The organism is Streptomyces lanatus, from assembly GCF_014655715.1.
Classification (GTDB): domain Bacteria; phylum Actinomycetota; class Actinomycetes; order Streptomycetales; family Streptomycetaceae; genus Streptomyces; species Streptomyces lanatus.
In genome coordinates, this window is record NZ_BNBM01000014.1 from 152,273 (window position 1) to 172,443 (window position 20,171).

Here is a 20,171-nt window from a genome sequence, read left to right on the forward strand (position 1 = left end):
CACCTCATCATCGGGCCGAACACGCCCCCGGGGAAGCCGCTTCAGGTGATCGTCAGTGCGAGTTCAGACACCCGGCACCATGGAAGCCGGGCCTCCGAAGTCCAGCAGCACCTTGCAGGACCGGCCCCGGTCGGCCGCCAGCGCGAACGCCGACTCGGCCTCGCCCACCGGCACCACGGCGCTGACCAGGCCGTCGAACGACGGCTCGGCGGCGAGCAGTTCCAGCGCCGCGTCGAACTCGGCGTCGAAGCGGAACGCCCCGCGCAGCTCGATCTCCCGGCTCACCACGAGGTTGCCCGCGAACTGACTCCGCCCCGGCGGCAGCATCCCCAGCTGCACCACGACACCACCGCGCCGCACCAGCCGCAGACAGGTGTCGAGCCCGGCGGCCACCCCCGACGCCTCGATCGCCACGTCCACCTCGGCGGGCCACCCGGCATCCTCCGGATCATCCGCCCGTACGACGGTGTCGGCGCCGGCGATCCGCGCGTACCCGAGGGCCTCCGGGAGGAGATCCGTCACCGTCACCCACCCGGCACCAGCCGCCTTCGCCGCCGCCACGACGAGGCAGCCGATCGGCCCGGCGCCGGTGACCAGGACATGCCTGCCCGCCACCGCCCCGGCGCGCCGCACCGCGTGCAGCGCCACCGACAGCGGCTCGGCGAGCGCCGCCCGCCGCAGATCGAGCCCGTCCGGGACCGGCCGCAACTGGCCGGCCGGCACCGCCACTTGGGCCGCGAACCCGCCCTGTACATGGGGGAAGCGGGCCGCGCTGCCGAGATAGCGGGTGTCCCGGCAGATGTTCCGGCGCCCGTCCGCGCACTCCGGGCAGACGTCGCAGGGAGTGGCGGGGTGCACGGCGACGGCCGTACCGAGCGAAGGACCCGACGCGTCGGGTCCGTACGCCACGACCGTCCCGACCACCTCGTGCCCGAGCAGCATCGGCTCCCGCAGGCGGAAGTCGCCGACCCCGCCGTGCCGCCAGTAGTGCAGGTCGGAGCCGCAGACCCCGCCGTAGCGCACGGCCACCAGCGCCTGCCCGGGGCCCGGCTCCGGTACCGGCAGTTCCTCGACCCGCAGATCGCCCTGACCGTGGATCACACAACCGAGCATCCCTCGGGCCTCCTTCACAGCACGCTGGTCATGCCGCCGTCGACGTACAGCACCTGCCCGCTGATGAAGTCCGCGGCCGGGGAGGCGAGGAACAGCACCCCGCCCACCAGGTCCTCGGTACGGCCCCAGCGGCCGGCCGGGGTGCGGCGGCGCACCCAGGCGCTGAACTCCTCGTCCCGGACGAGAGGCTCGGTCAGTTCGGTCTCGATGTAGCCGGGGCCGAGGCCGTTGACCTGGACGCCGTACGGGCCCCAGTCGGCGCACATGCCCTTGGTGAGCATCTTCAGCGCGCCCTTGGTGGCGGCGTAGGGCGCGATGCCCGGGCGGACCACCTCGCTCTGCAGCGAGCAGATGTTGACGATCTTTCCGTGGCCGCGTTCCGTCATCCGGCGGGCCGCCTCACGGCCGACCAGGAACGCGCTGGTGAGGTTGGTGTTCAGGATGCGGTGCCAGTCGGAGTCGGTGAACTCCAGGAGCGGTGCCCGCAGTTGCATCCCCGCGTTGTTGACCAGGATGTCGAGCGGGCCCACCCGCTCCTCGACGTCCGCGATCCCGGCTGCCACCGACGGGCCGTCGGTCACATCGAACACGGCCGTGTGGACCCGGTCGCCGGGCAGTCCGGCGGCGGCCTCGGTGAGGCGTTCGCCGTCCCGCCCGTTGAGGACGACCGTGCAGCCGGCCTCGGCCAGGCCACGGGCGAGGGCGAGGCCGATGCCGCGGCTGGAGCCGGTGACCAGGGCCGTGCGGCCGCTGATGTCGAAGAGAGGGTGACTCATGCCCGTACTCCTAGATGATCAGCGAGAGCAGCAGGACCACACCACCGGCGACCACCGAGATGATCGTCTCCATCACCGACCAGGTCTTGAGGGTCTGGCCGACGTTCAGCCCGAAGTACTCCTTGACCAGCCAGAAACCGGCGTCGTTGACATGGCTGAAGAACAGCGAGCCGGCGCCGATGGCGAGGACCAGCAGGGCTGTGTGGGTCGTCGACATGTCGGCCGCGAGCGGGGCGACCAGACCGGCCGCGGAGACCGTGGCCACCGTCGCCGAGCCCGTCGCGAGGCGGATCGCCACCGCGATCAGCCAGGCCAGCAGCAGCGCGGGAATCGACCAGTCCTCGGAGATCTCCAGGATCATCTGGCCCACGCCGGTGTCGATCAGCGTCTGCTTGAAGCCACCGCCCGCACCGACGATCAGCAGGATGCCCGCGATGGGCGCGAGGCTCTTCTCGACCAGCGGCGAGACGCGCTCCTTGCCGAAGCCCGCGGGCCTGAGCAGGGTGAAGATGCCGACCAGCACCGAGGCGAGCAGGGCGATCAGCGGCGAGCCGATGACGTCGAAGACCCGCTGGACGGTGTTCTCGGGGTCGTCGATCACGATGTCGACCAGCGCCTTGGAGAGCATCAGGACGACGGGGAGGAGGATCGTGGCCAGGGTGGCGCCGAAGCCGGGGCGCTTGTCCAGATCCTGCGAGGGGCGCTCCGGGATCATGCGCTCGGGAGCCTGTACGTCCACCCAGCGCGCCGCGTACCGCGAGAACACCGGCCCCGCGATGATCACCGTCGGTATGGCGACGAGGACGCCGAGCGCCAGCGTGATGCCCAGGTTGGCGTCGACCGCGTCGATCGCGACCAGCGGGCCGGGGTGCGGCGGGACCAGGCCGTGCATCACGGACAGGCCGGCCAGGGCGGGGATGCCGATCCGCATCAGCGAGTAGTTGCCGCGCTTGGCGACCATCAGCACGACCGGGATCAGCAGTACGACGCCGACCTCGAAGAACAGCGGCAGACCGATCACCGAGGCGATCAGCACCATCGCCCACGGCATCGAACGGCCGCCCGCCTTGGCGAGGATGGTGTCGACGATCTGGTCGGCGCCACCGGAGTCGGCGAGCATCTTGCCGAGGATCGCACCGAGCGCGATCAGCACGCCCACACCGGCGACCGTGGTGCCGAGCCCGGTGGTGAAACTGGCGATGACCTTGTCGAGCGGCGCCCCGGCGAGCGCGCCGAGCGCGAGCGAGCCGAGGGTCAGTGACAGGAAGGCGTGAAGTTTGAACTGGGTGATGAGCAGCACGATGACGGCGATGCCCACCAGAACGGCGACGCCCAGCTGAGCGTGGCCGGCCGAGGTGATGGGCTCGACGGTGTCCGCTGCCAGCATCTCGACGCTGAGTCTGGTCACGGGAGTTCCCTTGCAGAGACGGGGGAGGGGGAGGGGCGGGGGGTGGCTAGGCGGTCGGCTCGGGGAGCGCCGTCAGGGCCGACATGGCCCGTCCGGTGATCTCCTCGGGGCTGCCGGACACATCCACGACGACCCCGGCCTCGTCCGCCTGGAGGGGCTGGAGCGTGGCGAACTGGGAGTCGAGGAGCGCGGTCGGCATGAAGTGCCCCTGCCGGTGCGACATCCGGTCCTCGATGACCGCGCGGTCACCCGCGAGGTGCACGAACACCAGGCCCGGTGCGGCGGCCCGCAGCCGGTCACGGTACGACCGCTTCAGCGCCGAGCAGCTGACCACCCCACCGAGCCCGGCCCGCCCGTGCGCCCAGGCGCCGATGGCATCGAGCCACGGCCACCTGTCGCCGTCGTCGAGCGGGGTGCCGGCCGACATCTTGTCGATGTTGGCCTGCGGGTGGAAGTCGTCGCCCTCGGCGTAGGGGACGCCGAGCCGGGCCGCGAGCAGGGGACCGATGGTGGTCTTGCCTGTGCCCGCGACGCCCATGACCACGACGACATGGGGGGTACTCATCGCTGCCTCACTGTCTGCTGTCCTCGTCGACACGTGATGTCGACGCAACTGAAACCCATAGGTACGACGAATTCAAGAGTGTGTGATGTATAAGTCTGACTTTTTAGGATCGTGATCCACCGCGTACGCTGAGTGCATGACCACTCCGGGCCGGGGTCTGCACGGCCAAGTACTCGAAACCCTCGGCCCCGCCATCACCGCGGGCGAATACCCGCCGGGCAGCGTGCTGCGCACCGACGAACTGGCGCAGCGCTTCGAGGTGTCCCGCTCCGTGATGCGCGAGGCGGTCCGCGTCCTGGAGTCCATGCACCTGGTCGAGTCCCGCCGCCGCGTGGGCGTCACGGTCCGTCAGAAGTCCGAGTGGAACGTCTACGACCCGCAGGTCATCCGCTGGCGCCTGGCCGGCGCCGACCGCCCCGGGCAACTGCGTTCACTCACCGTCCTGCGCTCGGCGATCGAACCGGTCGCCGCCGGCCTCGCCGCCAAGCACGCCACCGCCGACCAGTGCGCCGAACTCACCGAGTGCGCCCTCGGCATGGTCGCCCACTCACGCGGCCACCAGCTGGAGGGCTACCTCATCCACGACGTCGCCTTCCACCGCGTCATCCTCAACGCCTCCGGCAACGAGATGTTCGCGCGCCTGGGCGACGTCGTCGCCGAGGTCCTCACCGGCCGCACCCACCACGAGGTCATGTTCGAGGACCCCGACCCGGCCGCGGTCACCCTGCACGTCCAGGTCGCGGAGGCGGTCCGCGCGGGCGACGCCGTACGGGCGGAACACCTGACCCGCGAGATCACGGTCGGCGCGCTTCAGGAGCTGGACATCCTGGCGCCCTAGGTGTATTGACCCGCAGGGTTGTTGACTCGGGTGATGGGTGGCTGGCCTCCGAGTGCGGTGTGGCAGCGATGGTAGTTGTAGGCGTGGAGGAAGTCGGTCAGGGCTTCGGTGCGCTCGTGGTTGCTGGCGAAGGGCCGCAGGTAGGCCCATTCGTCGAGCAGGGTGCGGTTGAAGCGTTCGACCTTGCCGTTGGTCTGGGGGCGGTAGATGCGGGTCAGTTTGCCGGTGGCGCCGATCTCGGCGAGTGCTTGCTTCCAGGCCAGGCCCTTGCGGTAGGCCCAGGCGTTGTCGGTCAGCACGCGTTCGATGCGGGTGATGCCGTGGGCGTGGAAGAAGGCGGCTGCGCGGGTGAGGAAGCCGGCGCAGGTGGCGACTTTCTCATCGCGGTGGATCTCGCTGTAGGCGAGGCGGGAGCGGTCGTCGACGGCTGAGTGGACGAAGTCGAAGCCCATCTGGCCGCGGGTGGCCCGGCCGGCCTGGCGTCCCAGCGTCTTGTGTCCGCCGCCGTCCGGGATGCGTCCGAGTTTCTTGACGTCGATGTGAATCAGTTCGCCGGGGCGGTCGCGTTCGTAGCGGCGGATGAGCTGGCCGGTGGGCCGGTCCATGAACGCGAGCCGGTTCAGGCCGTGCCGGACCAGGATGCGGTGCACGGTCGAGGCGGGCAGGCCCAGGACCGGGCCGAGGCGTGCGGGGCCGAGCTTGCGGTCCTGGCGCAGCCGGCACACCCGGGCCTCCACCGCTGTCGCCGTGCGATGGGGTGTCGTGCGGGGGCGGCTGGAGCGGTCGTGCAGGCCTTGCTCGCCCTCCGCCCGCCAGCGGCGCATCCATTTGTGGGCTGTGACGCGCGAGATGCCCATTTCCGCGGCGACGTGCGCGACGGGTCGGCCACTGCTGACACGTTCGACCAGCAGCCGCCTGCCATGAACGGTCAGCCGGGCATTACGGTGGGACACGAAGACCTCCGTGCGGTGCAGTCCTAGACAGCTCCACCACACCGGAGGTCTTCGCCATGATCAAGCCCGGCAAGCGTTAACAACGCTCGTGATCAATACACCTAGGCCCTAATCCAGGAACTCCCCGTCGAGGTACACCCACGCCCCGTCCACCCGCTCGAACCGGCTCCGCTCATGCAGCGACCCGCCCCGGTACGAGGCCCGGAAGGTCACCGTCCCCGTGGCGTGGAAGGCGGATCCGTCGCCCGTGTCGAGGATCTCCAGCCCCGTCCACCGCATCCCCGGATCCAGCTCCAGCAGCGCCGGCCGCGTCCGCGGATGCCAGGTGCGCAGCAGATACGCCACATCGCCCTTCACGAACGCGCTGTACCGCGACCGCATCAGCGCCTCGGCGGTCGGCGCGGCGGCCGTACCGGCATGGAAACGGCCGCAGCACTCGCCGTAGGACTTGGACAGCCCGCAAGGGCAGGTGGTCGCCATCCCGCTAGCCCGCCGCCCGCGTCCGGGCCCCGGGCAGCGGAGGCAGCGTCGCCCCGTACACCCACGCCTGCACCAGCTCGTCCACCGGCTCGGTCGCGAAGCGGGCCACGTGCGCGGCGAAGGCGGCCGTGGTGACCGTGCCGTTGCGGTGCAGCTGCGCCCAACTGCGCACCATGCGGAAGAAGGCGATGTCGCCCAGGGCGCAGCGCACCGCGTGCAGGACGAGCCCGCCGCGTTCGTAGAGCCGGTCGTCGAACATCGACTTGCGCCCCGGGTCCGACAGCCGCAGATCCTGCGGCTGAGACGCCAGCAACCGGTGGGCGATGGCCGCGAGTTGCTGTGCGGTACGTCCGCCCGAGCGCTCCGACCACAGCCACTCCGCGTACTTGGCGAAGCCCTCGTTCAGCCAGATGTGCCGCCAGTCCGCGATGGACACGCTGTTGCCGAACCACTGGTGCGCCAGCTCGTGCGCCACGAGCCGCTCCGAACCCCGCGCCCCGTCCACATGGTTGGCGCCGAACAGCGACAACCCCTGTGCCTCGACGGGCACATCGAGCTCCTCCTCGGTCACCACGACCGCGTACTCGTCGAACGGGTACGGCCCGAACAACTCCTGGAAGACCTCCATCATCTGCGGCTGACGCGCGAAGTCCCGCGAGAAGTCGGCCAGGAGATGCGCCGGGATGTGCCCGTGCTGCGGTATGCCGCCGAGCCCCGGGTCGCCGAGGAGGACCGTCTGGTACTTGCCGACCGACAGACCGACGAGATAGCTGGAGGTCGGCGCCGACTGCTCGTACACCCAGGTCGTGGTCGACGCCTTCGTCGTCCGGGTCAGCAGCCGCCCGCCCGCGACCACCGCGTACGCCGACGGTGTGGTGATCGAGATCTGGTACGACGCCTTGTCGGCCGGCCGGTCGTTGCACGGGTACCACGACGGTGCCCCGATCGGCTGGCTCGCCACCAGCGCCCCGTCCTCCAGCTCCTCCCAACCGAGCCCGCCCCAGGGGCTGTTGACCGGCTTGGGGTTACCCGACCAGTGCACCTCGACCGTGAAGGCCGCCCCCGCGCGGATCGGCTTCGCGGGGCGCACCCGCAGTCTGCCGCCGCGGTGGGTGTAGTGCGGCTGCCGTCCGTCGAGCCGGACCCGCCCGATCTTGAAGTCGGCCAGGTTCAGCACGAACTCGGTCAGCGGCGCCCGTCCCGCGATGGCGTTGATCCGGGCCGTCCCCGACAACCGGTTCGGGCCCGGGCGGTAGTCCAGCGCCAGCTCGTACCGGTGCACCCGGTAGCGGGGATCGCCGTGCTCCGGGAAGTACGGGTCCACGCCCGCCGTCTGCTGAACTGCCACTGCTGTCTGTGCTCCCTGCGCTGTACCGCTGCCACTCCGTGCCGGCCCGTTGCTCTCCGGCCCTGAGTGGGCCGCGCTCAGGAACGCCATGCTTCGATCGGATTGCCGAGCCACCGGGTGTCGTCGGGGACCGACTCCGCCGCCATCACCAGCGACGCGGGACCCAGTGTCGTGCGGGCTCCGATCGCGCTGCCGGGCAGGACGATCCCGCCAGGACCCAGCGTCGCGCCCTCACGGAGGACCACAGTATCCGTCCGCAAGATCCGGTCGTGGAAGAGGTGTGTCTGGAGCACACAGCCCCGGTTGACGGTTGCCGCGTCCTCCAGCGTCACCAGATCCGTCTCCGGCAGCCAGTAGCTGTCCACCCACACGCCCTTGCCGATGCGCGCACCGAGCCCCCGAAGCCACGCTGTCATCACCGGCGTACCCGGTACCGAGCCCGCCAACCACGGCACGGCCAGCACCTCGACGAACGTGTCGGCGAGTTCGTTGCGCCACACGAAGGACGACCACAGCGGATGCTCCCCGCTGTGATGCCGCCCCACCAGCAGCCACTTCGCGGCGATCGACACCAGCCCGGCGGCGGCACCCGCCGCGAGCAGCACAAGCCCGGACAGCAGCGGCGCCCAGGGGCCCAGCGCACACAGCGCGGCGATCGTCAGCACCGCGACCCCGGCCGAGCAGAACACCGGCACGATCCGGCACAGCTCCACCAGACCGCGCGCCCACAGCAGGTGCGAAGGCGGGTCGTACGTCCGGCTCTGGTCGCCGTCGGACGCGGCCCGCGGCAGCTTCACCGGCGGCAGCCCCAGATACGACGTGCCCTTCTTCGCCTTCTTCGGCGTCGCCGACAGCACACCGACCAGGCCGCCGTCCGGCACGGAGCGTCCCGGCGCGGTCATCCCCGAGTTCCCGAGGAACGCCCGCCGCCCGATCTCCGCCCGCCCGATCCGCATCCAGCCGCCACCGAGCTCGTACGGCGCGGTCAGCGTGTCGTCGGCCAGGAACGCGCCCTCACCGACCGTCGTCAGGCTAGGCAGCGCCAGGACCGTGGACACCTCGGCGCCCCGCCCGATGCGCATCCCGAGCAGCCGCAGCCACACCGGCGTGACCAGCCCGGCGTACAGCGGGAACAGCGTCTCGCGCGAGCGGTCCATCAGCTGCGTCACGGTCCAGGCCTGCCAGCCGACCCGGCTGTGCGTGGGATGCGTGCCCTCCCGCAGACCGAGGCTCAGCAGCCGCACGGAGATCAGGATCAGCAGCGCGTACGCCGCCCCGAAGGCCAGCGTCGCCGGGACCAGGGCCAGCGCGGCGCCCGTCAGCGGCGCGTCCGGCGTGAAGAACACCCGGGCCACGAGGAACGCGGCCACACCGGCCAGCAGCGGCAGCGCGCTGAGCGCGAGGCCGGTCAGGCCGTACATCACCCGCCAGTACGTGCCGCGCCGCGGCCGCTCCATGGGCCAGTTCCGCTTGGCCTTGCCGAGCTTGACCGCGGGCGCGCCCGCCCAGCGCTGCCCGGTCGGCACCTGCCCGGTGACCGCCGAACCCGGCGCCACCTCGGCCCGCTTGCCGACGCGGGCGCCCGGGAACAGCATGCTGCGCGTGCCGACGACGGCGTGCGCGCCGACCTTGACCGAGCCGATCTCCAGCCGGTCCCCGTCCAGCCAGTACCCGGACAGGTCCACCTCGGACTCGACGGCGGCACCGCGCCCCAGCTTCAGCAGCCCGGTCACCGGCGGCAGCGAGTGCAGGTCCGCCTCGGGCCCGACCTTGGCGCCCAGCGCCCGCGCGTAGCGCTCCAGCCAGGCACCGGTCAGCGAGGTCGCCCCGCTGAACTCGGCCAGCCGCTCGGCCGTCCACAGCCGCAGATGCACACTGCCACCGCGCGGATACCGGCCCGGCTTCACACCCTTGAGCAGCAGCCGCGCCCCGCCGGCCGCCAGCGCGAGCCGCCCGGGCGGGCTGAACAGCGCCGCGGCCCCGGCCGCGAGCAGCCACCAGGGCGCCGTCGGCAGCCACCCATAGGCGGGCAGCACATTGCCGAGCGCGGCCAGCACGACCGTCCAGCGCAGACCGAGCAGCGTGAACAGCGGAACGAGCAGCAGCACCTGGATCAGCTGGGCGCTCCGGGGCACCGGAGCGATGAGCCGCTCCGCCCCGTCGTCGTGCGCCGACTCCTCCAGGTGCCGGGCCAGCTTGCGCAGCACCGGCTGCTGGTAGATGTCCAGGACGGCCGCGCTCGGGTAGCGGGTCCGCAGTCGCGTCGTCAGCTGCGCGGCGGCCAGGCTGCCGCCGCCGATCGCGAAGAAGTCGTCGGAGGCCCTGCCGACGGGGATCCCGAGCACCTCGGTCCACTGCTCCGCCAGCCACGCCTCGGTGCCGTACAACTGCTCGGAACGGCCACCCGTCTCCAGGCCCTCCAGGGGCCACGGCAAGGCGTTGCGGTCCACCTTGCCGCTGGTCCGGGTCGGCAGGTCGTCCACGGGCGCCAGCAGCGGCACCAGCGCGGCCGGCAGCTCGGCCCGCAGCTTCTCCACCGCCGTCGCCTGGTCCCAGCCGTCCTGCGTGACGACGTACCCGACGAGCAACTGATTCCCACTGCGCGCGGTCCGCACGGCGGCCGCCGCACCGGCCACACCCGGCAGCGCCTGCAGCGCGGCATCCACCTCACCGAGCTCGATCCGCCGCCCGCCGAGCTTGATCTGCTCGTCGGCCCGCCCGAGGAAGACCAGCCCCTCCGGCTCCGCCTTGACGAGGTCACCACTGCGGTACGCCCGCTCCCAGCCGAGCGACTCCAGCGGCGCGTACTTCTCCGCGTCCTTCTCGGCGTCGAGATACCGGGCGAGCCCGCCCCCGCCGATCACCAGCTGCCCGCTGGCGCCCATCGGCACCGGCTCACCGGCCTCGTCCACGACGGCCAGCTCATAGCCGTCCAGCGGCAGCCCGATCCGGATCGGCTCCTCGCCGCTCATCAGCGCCGCACAGGCCACCACGGTCGCCTCGGTGGGCCCGTAGGTGTTCCACACCTCGCGGCCCTCGGTCACCAGCCGCTGCGTCAGCTCCGGCGGGCAGGCCTCACCGCCGAAGATCAGCAGCCGTACGTCGTTGAGGGTCTCCGGCTCCCAGAGCGCGGCGAGCGTCGGCACGGTCGACACGACCGTGATCTCCTGCTCCACCAGCCACGGCCCGAGATCGGCCCCGCTCCTGACCTGCGAACGCGGTACCGGCACCAGACAGGCGCCGTACCGCCACGCCAGCCACATCTCCTCGCAGGACGCGTCGAACGCGACCGAGAGTCCCGCCATGACCCGGTCGCCGGGCCCGATCGGCTCCTCGGTGAGGAACAGCGCGGCCTCGGCGTCCACGAACGCGGCGGCACTGCGGTGGGAGACCGCGACGCCCTTGGGCTTACCGGTCGAGCCGGAGGTGAAGATGATCCACGCGTCGTGCTCGACACCGGGGCGCGCGGCGGGAACGTCACTGCGCGAGTGCACGGTCAGCTCGTGCCCGGCCCCGACGACGGCCCGTACATCGGCTTCCCCGAACACCAGCTCCGCCCGCTCGTCCGGGTCCTCGGCGTCCACGGGGACATAGGCGGCACCGGCCGCGAGCACGGCCAGGATCGCCACGTACAGGTCGTTGGTGCCGGACGGCACCCGCACGCCCACCCGGTCCCCGAGCCCGACACCGGCCTCGGCGAGCGCCCGCCGCACCCGCTCCACCTCGATGGCGAGCGCCCGGTAGGTCAGGCTGGTGGTGCCGTCGTCCAGCGCCGGCTCGTCCGGGAACGACCGCACCGACGCGTCGAAGACGTCGACGAGGGTGCGCGGGGAGGCCGCGGGGCCTCCGGAGAAACGGGCGGTGTCGCCGAACTTCTCGCGGAGTTCTTCGTGGAGCAGGCCGAGAGCATCACTCTCGTGAATCGCTGCCATCCGGTCCTCGCGTCTCGAACCCGGATGCCTCCGGGGCGCTGGCGGGCCCGCAGGTTTGCCTGGGGTTGTCCGGCTCCAGCTCCGTAACAAGCCGGAAATTTTAGTACGACGCTAGGTTCGGGGCCGGGGAACGGCCACTCGGGGGACGTGTTCGAGGCTGCTCCAGACTCCGGCGACCTGCGCTGACCTGGTGATCTTCGACCGAACGAGACATCCCCCACACAGTGCGTGACAGGGCGGTGGACACAGCGTCCGGATGGCCCATTCCGGGATGCCGAGGCCCCTGCCAGCGGCGGCAATGGACACAGACCGCGGGCGCCGCGGACGGTGCTTCCCTGCCCTTGCCGGAGGACGGATGTCGAACCCACCACAGGGCAGTCGTACGGGCAGGATCCTGCGCGGCACGGCCTCGGCGGTCCTGATCGTCCTCGCCTGCGTCCTGGTCCCCGTCACCGTGATCACGGTGTGGGTGCACGACATCGCCCTCGACACCGACCGCTACGTCAAGACGATGAAGCCGCTCGCCACCGACCGCGACATCGAGGACGCCGTACGCCACCGGCTCGTCGACGCGGTGGACGTCCGCGTGAACGGCAAACAGGTCACCACCGACATCGCGAACTGGCTCAAATCGCAGGGCCTGCCGCCCCGCGCGGCCGATGCCGTCAAGGCGCTGGCCCCCCAGGTGGACGAGGCCGCGAACGCCGCCGCCGACCGGATCGCGAAGCGCTTCGTCGAGAGCGACCGGTTCGAGAACCTCTGGGTCACGGCGAACCGCACCGCCCATTCGGCCGTGGTGCACGCCCTCACGGGCAAGGGACGCGGGGCGATCGGCGTCGAGGAGGGCACCGTGACCCTCGACGTCGGAACCGCGGTGGAACAGGTCAAGAAGGAACTGGTCGACGCCGGTGTACAGCCCGCTTCCAAGATCCCGGACGTCGAGAAACAGGTCGTCCTGTTCAAGTCCGACCAGCTCGACCAGTTCCAGGACGCGGCACACGCGCTGGACCTGGCCGGCTACTGGATGCCGATCATCACCGTGCTGCTGGGGGCCGCGGGAATCCTGCTGGCCCACCGTCGCCGCCGAGCCCTGGCCAAAGCGTCGCTCGGGGCTGCCTTCGGCTGTCTCGTCGTGGCCATCGCCCTGGTCATCGCCCGCCGCTACTACCTGGACCATCTGCCGCCGACCGTCCTGTCCGAGCCGGCCGCGGCCTCCGTGTTCGACACGCTGCTGCGCTTCCTGAAGGTCACCCTGCGGACCGTGATCGTCCTCGGCGTGCTCATCGCCCTCGGCGCCTACCTCGTCGGCCCCGGGCGACTGCCCCGCGCCCTACGCGGCTGGGCCGAGCAGGGCGCCGACACGACGGCCCGCTGGGCGGACTCGCACGGCCTCACCACGGGCCGCGCCGGGACCTGGACCGAGGCCAACCGCAAGTGGCTCACCATCGGCGCACTGCTGCTGATCACCCTGGTGTTCGCGCTGTGGAACAACCCCACGGTCTGGACGGTCGTGGTCCTGGTGATCATCCTGCTCGCGGCACTCACAGTGATCGCCCTGCTCGCCGCCGACGGCCGCAGAAGGCCCCCGACGGGCCCGGAAAAGCAAGAAACCCCTGCTTGACAGGGGTTTCAGCTGGTGTCCGAGGGGGGACTTGAACCCCCACGCCCGATAAAGGGCACTAGCACCTCAAGCTAGCGCGTCTGCCATTCCGCCACCCGGACAAGGTGTCTGTCGTGCGGGGTTTCCCCCGCGGCGACAGAGGAAACATTACCAGGCTTTCGAAGGGCCCCCGATCACCCCCCGTCGCGACGTGAACGGCGTGTGACGGGTCGTGGCCGCTCTTGGGCGGGGCCGTGGTCGGAGGGAGGATGAGGGGGAACAGCAGCAGCGACCGCGGAGGGAAGCAGCGTGAGCGACACGGACACGACCAGGGGCGTCACCGGCGAGGACGAGGTCGTGGACCTCTGCCGCGAGCTGATCCGGATCGACACCAGCAACTACGGCGACCACTCCGGACCCGGTGAGCGGGCGGCGGCCGAGTACGTCGCCGAGAAGCTCGCCGAGGTGGGCCTCGAACCGAAGATCTTCGAGTCGCACCCGGGGCGCGCCTCCACCGTGGCGCGGATCGAGGGCGAGGACCCGTCCCGCCCCGCGCTGCTCATCCACGGCCACACCGACGTCGTACCGGCCAACGCCGACGACTGGACCCACCACCCCTTCTCCGGCGAGGTCGCCGATGGATGTGTGTGGGGGCGTGGCGCCGTCGACATGAAGGATATGGACGCGATGACCCTCGCGGTCGTCCGTGACCGGCTGCGCAGCGGCCGCAGGCCCCCGCGGGACATCGTGCTCGCGTTCCTCGCCGACGAGGAGGCCGGCGGCAAGTTCGGCGCCCGCTTCCTCGTCGACAAGCACCCGGACCTCTTCGAGGGCGTCACCGAGGCGATCAGCGAGGTGGGCGGCTTCTCGTTCACGGTGAACGAGCAGCGGCGGCTCTATCTGATCCAGACCGCCGAGAAGGGCATGCACTGGATGAAGCTGACCGTGGCCGGCACCGCCGGGCACGGCTCGATGATCCACCGGGACAACGCCATCACCGAACTGTCCGAGGCGGTCGCGCGCCTCGGCCGGCACAAGTTCCCGGTGCGGGTCACCAAGACCACCCGGGCCTTCCTCGACGAACTCGGCGACGCCCTCGGCACCGAACTCGACCCGGAGGACATGGAGGGCACCCTCGCCAGGCTCGGCGGCATCGCCAAGCTCATCGGCGCGACCCTCAGCAACACCGCCAACCCCACCCAGCTCGGCGCCGGCTACAAGGTCAACGTCATCCCCGGCGAGGCCACCGCCCATGTCGACGGCCGCTTCCTGCCCGGCTTCGAGGAGGAGTTCCTCGCCGACCTCGACAAGATCCTCGGACCCAAGGTCAGGCGCGAGGACGTACACGCCGACAAGGCCGTCGAGACCAGCTTCGACGGGGCTCTGGTGGACGCCATGCAGTCCGCGCTGGTCGCCGAGGACCCGGCCGCGAAGGCCATCCCCTACATGCTCTCCGGCGGCACGGACGCCAAGTCCTTCGACGACCTGGGCATCCGGGGCTTCGGCTTCGCACCGCTGAAGCTGCCGCCGGAGCTGGACTTCGCCGGGATGTTCCACGGCGTCGACGAGCGGGTACCGGTGGAAGGGCTGCAGTTCGGCGTCCGCGTACTGGACCGCTTCATCGACGCGTCCTGAGACCGTAATCGTCCAGATGTGCTGGGCGTGACTGGCGAGAGTGAACGCGCTCATAAGGTCGTAGCCCTATTAGTTCCTCCTCGTTACAGGTGATGCGATCAGCTACTTGTGATCGCATTGCCAACAAGGAGGAACAATGATCAAGAAGGTCGTCGCTGCTGCGGCTGCCACCGGTGGGCTGGTTCTCGCGGGCGCGGGCCTGGCCGTTGCCGACTCCGGTGCCCAGGGTGCCGCGGTGCACTCCCCGGGCATCCTGTCCGGCAACGTCGTCCAGGCGCCGGTTCACGTCCCCGTGAACGTCTGCGGCAACACGGTCTCCGTGATCGGGCTGCTGAACCCCGCCTTCGGCAACACCTGCATCAACAAGTGACGTTGTGCCTCGCCCCGTGAACAGGGGCTGAGCCCGTCGGCCCCGGAGTGCGTGCCATGCGCTCCGGGGCCGACCGGCCTTTTCGGAACGTCGGAGGGTCGGTCGATCCTCCGACTTCGTCCTTTTGGAACAAGGTCGAAGGCAGGTAATCAGCAATGCGACAGATCACCCGCAAGGGTCTGATGACCGTGGCGGCCGCGACCGGCGTCATCGCCGCAGCGGGCGGCACCGCCCACGCGACCGGCGCGGGGGCGCACGGCTCCAGCTCGAACTCGCCCGGTGTGCTGTCGGGCAACACCGTGCAGGCGCCGGTGGACGTGCCGGTCAACGTCTGCGGCAACACCGTCGACGTCATCGGCGTGCTCAACCCGGCGATCGGCAACAGCTGCTCCAATGGGGGCGGCGGCTCGCACGGCGGGGGCGGCGCGTCGGCCGACGGTCACGCCAGTGACTCGCCGGGCATCGGCTCCGGCAACCATGTCGAGGCGCCCGTCCATGTGCCGGTCAACGTCTGCGGGAACAGCGTCGACGTCATCGGCATCGGCAACCCCAGCACGGGCAACGACTGTGCCAACGGCGGCGACGGCGGGGGTCACACCCCGCCGGGCGGCGGCCACGAGAACCCGCCGGGGAACCCGGGCAATCCGGGGAATCCGGGTCATCCCGGCAACCCTGGGAACCCCGGTAACCCCGGCAGCCCGGAGAACCCCGTCGAGCCGTCCCACCCCGGTTCCCCGAGCACGCCGCCCAGCGCGGGCGGCGTGACACCGGGCGGCGGCGCCTCGCACGCGAACCACCCGGGCACCCACCTCGTGACCCAGCCCCAGGGCGACGCCCAGCTCGCCCAGACGGGCAGCGACCTGCCGATGGGCCTCGTCCTGCCGGTCGGCGCGGGGGCGCTGCTCGCGGGTGCGGTGCTGTACCGCAAGGCACGGCCCACGCAGTAGCCGGCGTCGGCTTCCGGCACGAACGGAGCGGGCCCCGCCTCGGCAGGGCCCGCTCCGTCTCGTTCTGTCCGTCGCGTCAGCTCACCATGTGGCCCGCACCTGCCGGATGATCCGGCGGCGCAACCGCACCCTGCGGCTCCCGTCCCGCATCAGGCTCAGGCGGTCCAACTCCCAGTGTCCGTACTCGGCATGGTCCGTCAGCAGGCGTGTGGCGTCCTTGCGGGAGACCCCCCGCGGTACGTACACGTCGACAAATTCGTATTCCGGCATCGCATCTATTGTGCGGGCTGGGGCCCGGTACGGATAGCGTCTGCACTATGTCTGATGCTGTGCAGCCCACCGCTGCCGAGGTACGCGCCGCCGCCGAGGCGGTCAAGACCGCGCTCGACCGCCACCTGGCCGCGGTCGAACGCCGGTCGGGTGAGGACGACCCGGCTGTCTACGAGGCGTTCAACCAGCTGGCCGCAGCCGCCGAGGTTTACGACGAGCTGCTCTACGACCGCTATGACGAGGTCACACCCTTCGAGATCCCCGGTACGGAGGACGCGCTGCCGCCGTACACAGGGCCCGAGGAACCGAACGCGCTGAGCGTGCTGATCCGCCGTGACTACGCCGTCGCTGAGCCGCAGCGGCTGATGGCGCAGGCCCAGCGGGTCGAGGCTGCGGACTACGACGACGGCTCGGACGCGGACGCCTCCGGCACGGTGCACGGGGCGCTGGGCATCCTGTTCGGCGAGTTCGAGGCGGACGAGATCGCCTCCCGGCACAAGGAGTTCGGACTGGAGGAGGGTGACTCCACGCTCTGGGTGACCGCCGCGGACGACCAGGCCGAACCCGGTGAATGGCTGGAGGCGCCCTTCGAGGGCGTCGACCCGCAGCGGGTGGTGTGCCGGTTCGACGTCAGCACGGTGTTCGACGACGACCTCGAGGACGCCGAGGATCTCGAGGAAGAGCTGGACGACGAACTCGAACCGCTGGACGCGGATCGCTGACGCGGCGGTTTCGACGGCGGCGGCCACGGATTCATTCCGTGGCCGCCGCCGTCGTTGTGTGCGGGGCCCTGGGGCGTTACGGCTGGTCGGCCCCGGACGGTACCTGTGGTCCGACCAGGATGGGCAGGCGGGTCGTGCGTGGCTTCGCCGGGACCTCGGCCACCGCGCGGGGCAGTGCCTGCTCCACCCCGTGGACCACGGACAGGTGGCGCTCCGCCCGGCCGAACGCCGTGTAGACCCACGGTCTGCTCAGGGCCTGCGCCGCGTCGCCCGGCAGGACCACGACCGCAGCCGCCCATCGCCCGCCGGCCGCCTGGTGGGCGGTCAGGGCCCAGCCGTGCCGCACGGCATGCTCCACCCGCTCCTTCGGTACGACGACGGCCTCGCCCGCGCAGGACAGGTGCAGTCCCTCGGCGTCGGCCTTCACGACCTGGCCCAGGACCGTGCGGCCCGGTGCGGGGGAGTACGCGACGCGGTCACCGGGGTCGAAGCCGCCGAAGCGCCCGGGGCCGGGGTTCAGCCGTTCCTTCAGCGCGGCGTTGAGCGCGCGGGTGCCGGCCGCTCCGCCGTGGCCCGGCGTGATCACCTGGGTCTCCTCGGCCGGGATGCCGATCGCCCGCGGCACCGAGTCGGCGACGAGCTGCACGGTGCGGTGCACGGCCTCGCCCGCGTCCCGCACCGGCACGATCACGACCTCCTTGCCGGGCGCCTCGACCTGGTTCAGCTCGCCGATGCCGATACCGGAGACCAACTCGCCCAGCGGGCCGGGATCCGGCAGCCGTGAGGCGATCTGCGGGCAGATGCGCGCCGCCAGCAGATCGGCGAACACCCGCCCGGGCCCCGCCGACCACAGCACCCCCGGATCCCCGGACAGCACCAGCCGGGCCCCGTCCGGCAGCGACTCGATGAGCAGCGCGGCCGTCTCGACGTCCAGCTGCGGCGCGTCGAGCACGACGAGCAGATCGAGGTCGAACGCCCCTTCCCCGTCCCGCCCGGGACCTTCCGCGCCGGAGAGCAGACCGGCGACGGTGGCGACGCCGGGCGCCTCGGACTCCTTCAGCAGCGCCGAGAACCGCTGTCGGCCCAGCGGAACGTGGGTCGCCGCCCATGCCCGCAGCCCGAGGGCACGTGCCGCGTGCAGCAGCGCCGCCGGTTCGGCGCGGGAGGCCTCACCGCCGGTGTGCAGCACCAGGCCGTTCGTCGCGACCGCCCGGATCAGATCGGCGGCGGAACCGGCGCCGCCCGCCGCCCGCTCCCACTCGTCGGCCGAACCGTCCTGCTTGGGCGCCGAGTTGATCAGCCGGCCCAGCCCGTCGGCGAGGCTCTCCTCCGCGAGGGCGTACCGCTCCAGACCGACCAGGACCCGGACCGGCCGCTCCTCGTCCTCCTCGGTCTCCTCGTCCCGCCGGGCCGGGGCACCGGGCTCGTCCAGGGCATCCTGGAAGGCCAGCGCCTCGCCCTCGGCCAGGGTGTTCTGTACGGCGGTGTCGGCGTCCGGCACGCCCCGCTGGGTCAGTGCGGCGGTGAGCGCCGGAAGTTCCAGCGCCGTGTGCCCGGCCACGGCCGCCTGCTCCAGAAGCCAGACGGTGACCGCGCGCCCCCGCCGCTCGTCGTCCGGTCCGGCCTCCGCACCGAGCAGCGCCCGCGCGAACCCGTCGGCCTGCTCGGGCCGTACCCCGCCGAGCCGCAGCAACTGCCAGGGGTCCGCCCGCAGCTGGTCCGCGGCGCCCTCGCCGAGAACGGCGGCGGCCTGGGCGGCGAGGGCTTCCGGGGCACCGCCCTCGGACAGCACGCCCCGCACGGAGTCCACGGTCTCCGAGGCGGGCGCCGCGGCCGTGGGCGACGCCGGTGCGGGCTGCGGTCGGCGGGTGGGCTCCGGGGCGGGGCGGCGCGGTGGTTCCGGCTCGCTGAAGACGGTCGCCGCGGGCTTGGCGCCGCCCTCCACGGCCCGTACGGCGGCGAGGAGATCGGCGGCCTTGCCGCTCAGCTTGGCCCCGCTGTCGATGGGCCCCTGCTTCTCGGCCTTGCGCCGAGCGATCCGCTCCCGCTCGACCTGCTGGGCGGCGAGCTCGGCCTCGGCCTCGGACTTCTGCGCGGCACTGTCGCCGCCCGCCTGCTCACCGGCCTCCGAGGGGCCGTCGCCGCCTTCGCCTCCCGGCGTCCCCGGCTCGGCGTCCTCCGCGGTCTCGGGTGGCTCCGTGCTCACAGCGTGCTCCAGTCGTGATCGGGATAGCGGTGCACGGGCGCCGACACATCGTCGAGCGCCCGGCAGATCTCGTCAGGAAGACTAAGGGCCTCCACTGACAACGCCGCCGTGAGCTGCTGTGAGTTGCGCGCGCCTATGACGGGCGCGGTCACGCCGGGCCGGTCGCGGACCCAGGCGAGGGCGACCTGGAGCGGGGAGACGGCAAGACCGTCGGCCGCCGTCTGCACCGCGTCCACGATGCGGCTCGCCGTGTCGTCGAGGTACGGCGCGACGAACGGCGCCAGATGCTCCGAGGCACCGCGCGAGTCGGCCGGAGTGGCGGTGCGGTACTTGCCGGTCAGCACGCCCCGGCCGAGCGGGGACGAGGGCAGCATGCCGATGCCCAGGTCCAGCGCGGCCGGCAGCACCTCCCGTTCCACCCCGCGTTGCAGCAGCGAGTACTCCAGCTGTGTGCTCGCGAGCCGGGTCCGTATGCCGGGCGCCGCGAGCTGCCAGGTCGCCGCCTTGGCGAGCTGCCAGCCGCAGAAGTTGGAGACACCCGCATAGCGTGCGCGGCCGCTGCTGACGGCGAGGTCGAGGGCCTGGAGGGTCTCCTCCAGCGGGGTGTACGGGTCGAAGGCGTGGATGTGCCAGACGTCGACGTACTCCGTGCCGAGCCGGGCCAGTGAGGCGTCCAGCGCCGAGAGCAGATGGCCGCGTGAGCCGTCGAAACGGCGGTCCGGGTCGGGCACGCTGCCCGCCTTCGTGGAGATGACCAGGTCCCGGCGCGGGATCAGCCCCTCCATGAGCCGGCCCAGCAGGTACTCGGCCTCCCCGTCGCCGTACACGTCCGCCGTGTCGACGAGGGTGCCGCCCGCCTCCCAGAACGTCTTCAAGAGGTCCGCGGCGTCATGCTCGTCGGTGTCCCTGCCCCAGGTGAGGGTGCCGAGTCCGATCCGGGACACGCGCAGGCCGGTGCGGCCGAGATGCCTCTGCTCCATGAACGCCGAGATTACTGGCCAGAACCTG

Annotated in this window: 17 protein-coding genes and 1 tRNA gene; 6 read left to right on the forward strand and 12 right to left on the reverse strand. The window is 71.6% G+C overall.

Annotation, left to right across the window (positions count from 1 at the left end):
* Positions 1-63: 63 nt before the first annotated feature.
* From IE325_RS31350 to IE325_RS31365, 4 genes are read right to left on the reverse strand one after another with little or no spacing between them, the layout of a single operon-like run.
* Positions 64-1,113 carry an L-idonate 5-dehydrogenase gene (locus IE325_RS31350; RefSeq protein ID WP_190073492.1) on the reverse strand — a complete coding sequence of 350 codons (1,050 nt, stop codon included), beginning with the start codon at positions 1,111-1,113 and terminating at the stop codon, positions 64-66.
* Positions 1,114-1,127: 14 nt separating this feature from the next.
* Entirely contained in the window at positions 1,128-1,889 is a 762-nt protein-coding gene (locus IE325_RS31355; protein ID WP_190073493.1) for an SDR family oxidoreductase, read from the reverse strand.
* A 10-nt stretch (positions 1,890-1,899) separates the two neighbouring features.
* Positions 1,900-3,297: a GntP family permease gene (locus IE325_RS31360; RefSeq protein WP_190073494.1), complete on the reverse strand. Its 1,398-nt coding sequence runs from the start codon at positions 3,295-3,297 to the stop codon at positions 1,900-1,902.
* 46 nt (positions 3,298-3,343) lie between these two features.
* Complete coding sequence (locus IE325_RS31365; RefSeq protein ID WP_190073495.1) at positions 3,344-3,862, reverse strand: gluconokinase; 519 nt, start codon at positions 3,860-3,862, stop codon at positions 3,344-3,346.
* 136 nt (positions 3,863-3,998) lie between these two features.
* Here IE325_RS31365 and IE325_RS31370 point away from each other — a divergent pair, with 136 nt between their 5' ends.
* The gene (locus tag IE325_RS31370) at positions 3,999-4,700 is read left to right on the forward strand and encodes a FadR/GntR family transcriptional regulator (protein ID WP_190073496.1); all 702 of its coding nucleotides are present in this window, start codon (positions 3,999-4,001) and stop codon (positions 4,698-4,700) included.
* Here the strand turns inward: IE325_RS31370 and IE325_RS31375 are convergent.
* From IE325_RS31375 to IE325_RS31390, 4 genes are all read right to left on the reverse strand, one after another.
* Positions 4,697-5,653, reverse strand: a complete 957-nt coding sequence (locus tag IE325_RS31375) for an IS481 family transposase (protein WP_190073497.1) — start codon at positions 5,651-5,653, stop codon at positions 4,697-4,699. The genes IE325_RS31370 and IE325_RS31375 overlap by 4 nt on opposite strands.
* A gap of 108 nt (positions 5,654-5,761) precedes the next feature.
* Complete coding sequence (locus tag IE325_RS31380; RefSeq protein ID WP_190073498.1) at positions 5,762-6,133, reverse strand: YchJ family protein; 372 nt, start codon at positions 6,131-6,133, stop codon at positions 5,762-5,764.
* A 4-nt stretch (positions 6,134-6,137) separates the two neighbouring features.
* Complete coding sequence (locus IE325_RS31385) at positions 6,138-7,481, reverse strand: M1 family metallopeptidase (RefSeq protein WP_190073499.1); 1,344 nt, start codon at positions 7,479-7,481, stop codon at positions 6,138-6,140.
* Between the two features lie 77 nt (positions 7,482-7,558).
* A complete protein-coding gene (locus IE325_RS31390) occupies positions 7,559-11,413 on the reverse strand; it encodes a Pls/PosA family non-ribosomal peptide synthetase (protein WP_190073500.1) in 3,855 nt (1,284 codons plus the stop codon).
* Between the two features lie 355 nt (positions 11,414-11,768).
* Between IE325_RS31390 and IE325_RS31395 the strand changes: the two genes are divergently transcribed.
* On the forward strand, positions 11,769-13,034 hold the full coding sequence (locus tag IE325_RS31395; protein ID WP_190073501.1) for a hypothetical protein: 1,266 nt from the start codon (positions 11,769-11,771) through the stop codon (positions 13,032-13,034).
* A gap of 13 nt (positions 13,035-13,047) precedes the next feature.
* On the opposite strand, the gene IE325_RS31400 is transcribed toward IE325_RS31395, so the two are convergent.
* A tRNA-Leu gene (locus tag IE325_RS31400) sits at positions 13,048-13,135 on the reverse strand.
* Positions 13,136-13,322: 187 nt separating this feature from the next.
* Between IE325_RS31400 and IE325_RS31405 the strand changes: the two genes are divergently transcribed.
* The 3 genes from IE325_RS31405 (at position 13,323) to IE325_RS46880 (ending at position 15,965) form a co-directional block, all read left to right on the forward strand.
* The gene (locus IE325_RS31405) at positions 13,323-14,648 is read left to right on the forward strand and encodes a M20/M25/M40 family metallo-hydrolase (protein WP_190073502.1); all 1,326 of its coding nucleotides are present in this window, start codon (positions 13,323-13,325) and stop codon (positions 14,646-14,648) included.
* Between the two features lie 136 nt (positions 14,649-14,784).
* Positions 14,785-15,018 carry a chaplin ChpH gene (gene chpH, locus IE325_RS31410; protein ID WP_190073503.1) on the forward strand — a complete coding sequence of 78 codons (234 nt, stop codon included), beginning with the start codon at positions 14,785-14,787 and terminating at the stop codon, positions 15,016-15,018.
* A gap of 155 nt (positions 15,019-15,173) precedes the next feature.
* On the forward strand, positions 15,174-15,965 hold the full coding sequence (locus tag IE325_RS46880; protein WP_190073504.1) for a chaplin: 792 nt from the start codon (positions 15,174-15,176) through the stop codon (positions 15,963-15,965).
* Positions 15,966-16,046: 81 nt separating this feature from the next.
* Here IE325_RS46880 and IE325_RS31420 read toward each other — a convergent pair whose 3' ends face one another.
* The gene (locus IE325_RS31420) at positions 16,047-16,235 is read right to left on the reverse strand and encodes a DUF5703 family protein (protein ID WP_007380901.1); all 189 of its coding nucleotides are present in this window, start codon (positions 16,233-16,235) and stop codon (positions 16,047-16,049) included.
* 47 nt (positions 16,236-16,282) lie between these two features.
* On the opposite strand from IE325_RS31420, the gene IE325_RS31425 reads away from it, so the two are divergent.
* Positions 16,283-16,957, forward strand: coding sequence for a hypothetical protein (locus IE325_RS31425; RefSeq protein ID WP_190073505.1), 675 nt, complete (start codon positions 16,283-16,285; stop codon positions 16,955-16,957).
* A gap of 76 nt (positions 16,958-17,033) precedes the next feature.
* Here the strand turns inward: IE325_RS31425 and IE325_RS31430 are convergent, their stop codons facing one another.
* A complete protein-coding gene (locus IE325_RS31430; protein ID WP_229912136.1) occupies positions 17,034-19,163 on the reverse strand; it encodes a helix-hairpin-helix domain-containing protein in 2,130 nt (709 codons plus the stop codon).
* Complete coding sequence (locus IE325_RS31435) at positions 19,160-20,143, reverse strand: aldo/keto reductase (RefSeq protein WP_190073506.1); 984 nt, start codon at positions 20,141-20,143, stop codon at positions 19,160-19,162. The genes IE325_RS31430 and IE325_RS31435 overlap by 4 nt, the downstream gene beginning before the upstream one ends.
* Positions 20,144-20,171: the final 28 nt, after the last annotated feature.

What these genes read in the sequence shown, in the direction of transcription:
- IE325_RS31350 (WP_190073492.1), bottom strand. Translation starts at nt 1,113, where the DNA reads ATGCTCGGTTGTGTGATCCACGGTCAGGGCGATCTGCGGGTCGAGGAA.
- IE325_RS31355 (WP_190073493.1), bottom strand. Translation starts at nt 1,889, where the DNA reads ATGAGTCACCCTCTCTTCGACATCAGCGGCCGCACGGCCCTGGTCACC.
- IE325_RS31365 (WP_190073495.1), bottom strand. Translation starts at nt 3,862, where the DNA reads ATGAGTACCCCCCATGTCGTCGTGGTCATGGGCGTCGCGGGCACAGGC.
- IE325_RS31370 (WP_190073496.1), top strand. Translation starts at nt 3,999, where the DNA reads ATGACCACTCCGGGCCGGGGTCTGCACGGCCAAGTACTCGAAACCCTC.
- IE325_RS31380 (WP_190073498.1), bottom strand. Translation starts at nt 6,133, where the DNA reads ATGGCGACCACCTGCCCTTGCGGGCTGTCCAAGTCCTACGGCGAGTGC.
- IE325_RS31390 (WP_190073500.1), bottom strand. Translation starts at nt 11,413, where the DNA reads ATGGCAGCGATTCACGAGAGTGATGCTCTCGGCCTGCTCCACGAAGAA.
- IE325_RS31395 (WP_190073501.1), top strand. Translation starts at nt 11,769, where the DNA reads ATGTCGAACCCACCACAGGGCAGTCGTACGGGCAGGATCCTGCGCGGC.
- chpH (WP_190073503.1), top strand. Translation starts at nt 14,785, where the DNA reads ATGATCAAGAAGGTCGTCGCTGCTGCGGCTGCCACCGGTGGGCTGGTT.
- IE325_RS46880 (WP_190073504.1), top strand. Translation starts at nt 15,174, where the DNA reads ATGCGACAGATCACCCGCAAGGGTCTGATGACCGTGGCGGCCGCGACC.
- IE325_RS31420 (WP_007380901.1), bottom strand. Translation starts at nt 16,235, where the DNA reads ATGCCGGAATACGAATTTGTCGACGTGTACGTACCGCGGGGGGTCTCC.
- IE325_RS31425 (WP_190073505.1), top strand. Translation starts at nt 16,283, where the DNA reads ATGTCTGATGCTGTGCAGCCCACCGCTGCCGAGGTACGCGCCGCCGCC.
- IE325_RS31435 (WP_190073506.1), bottom strand. Translation starts at nt 20,143, where the DNA reads ATGGAGCAGAGGCATCTCGGCCGCACCGGCCTGCGCGTGTCCCGGATC.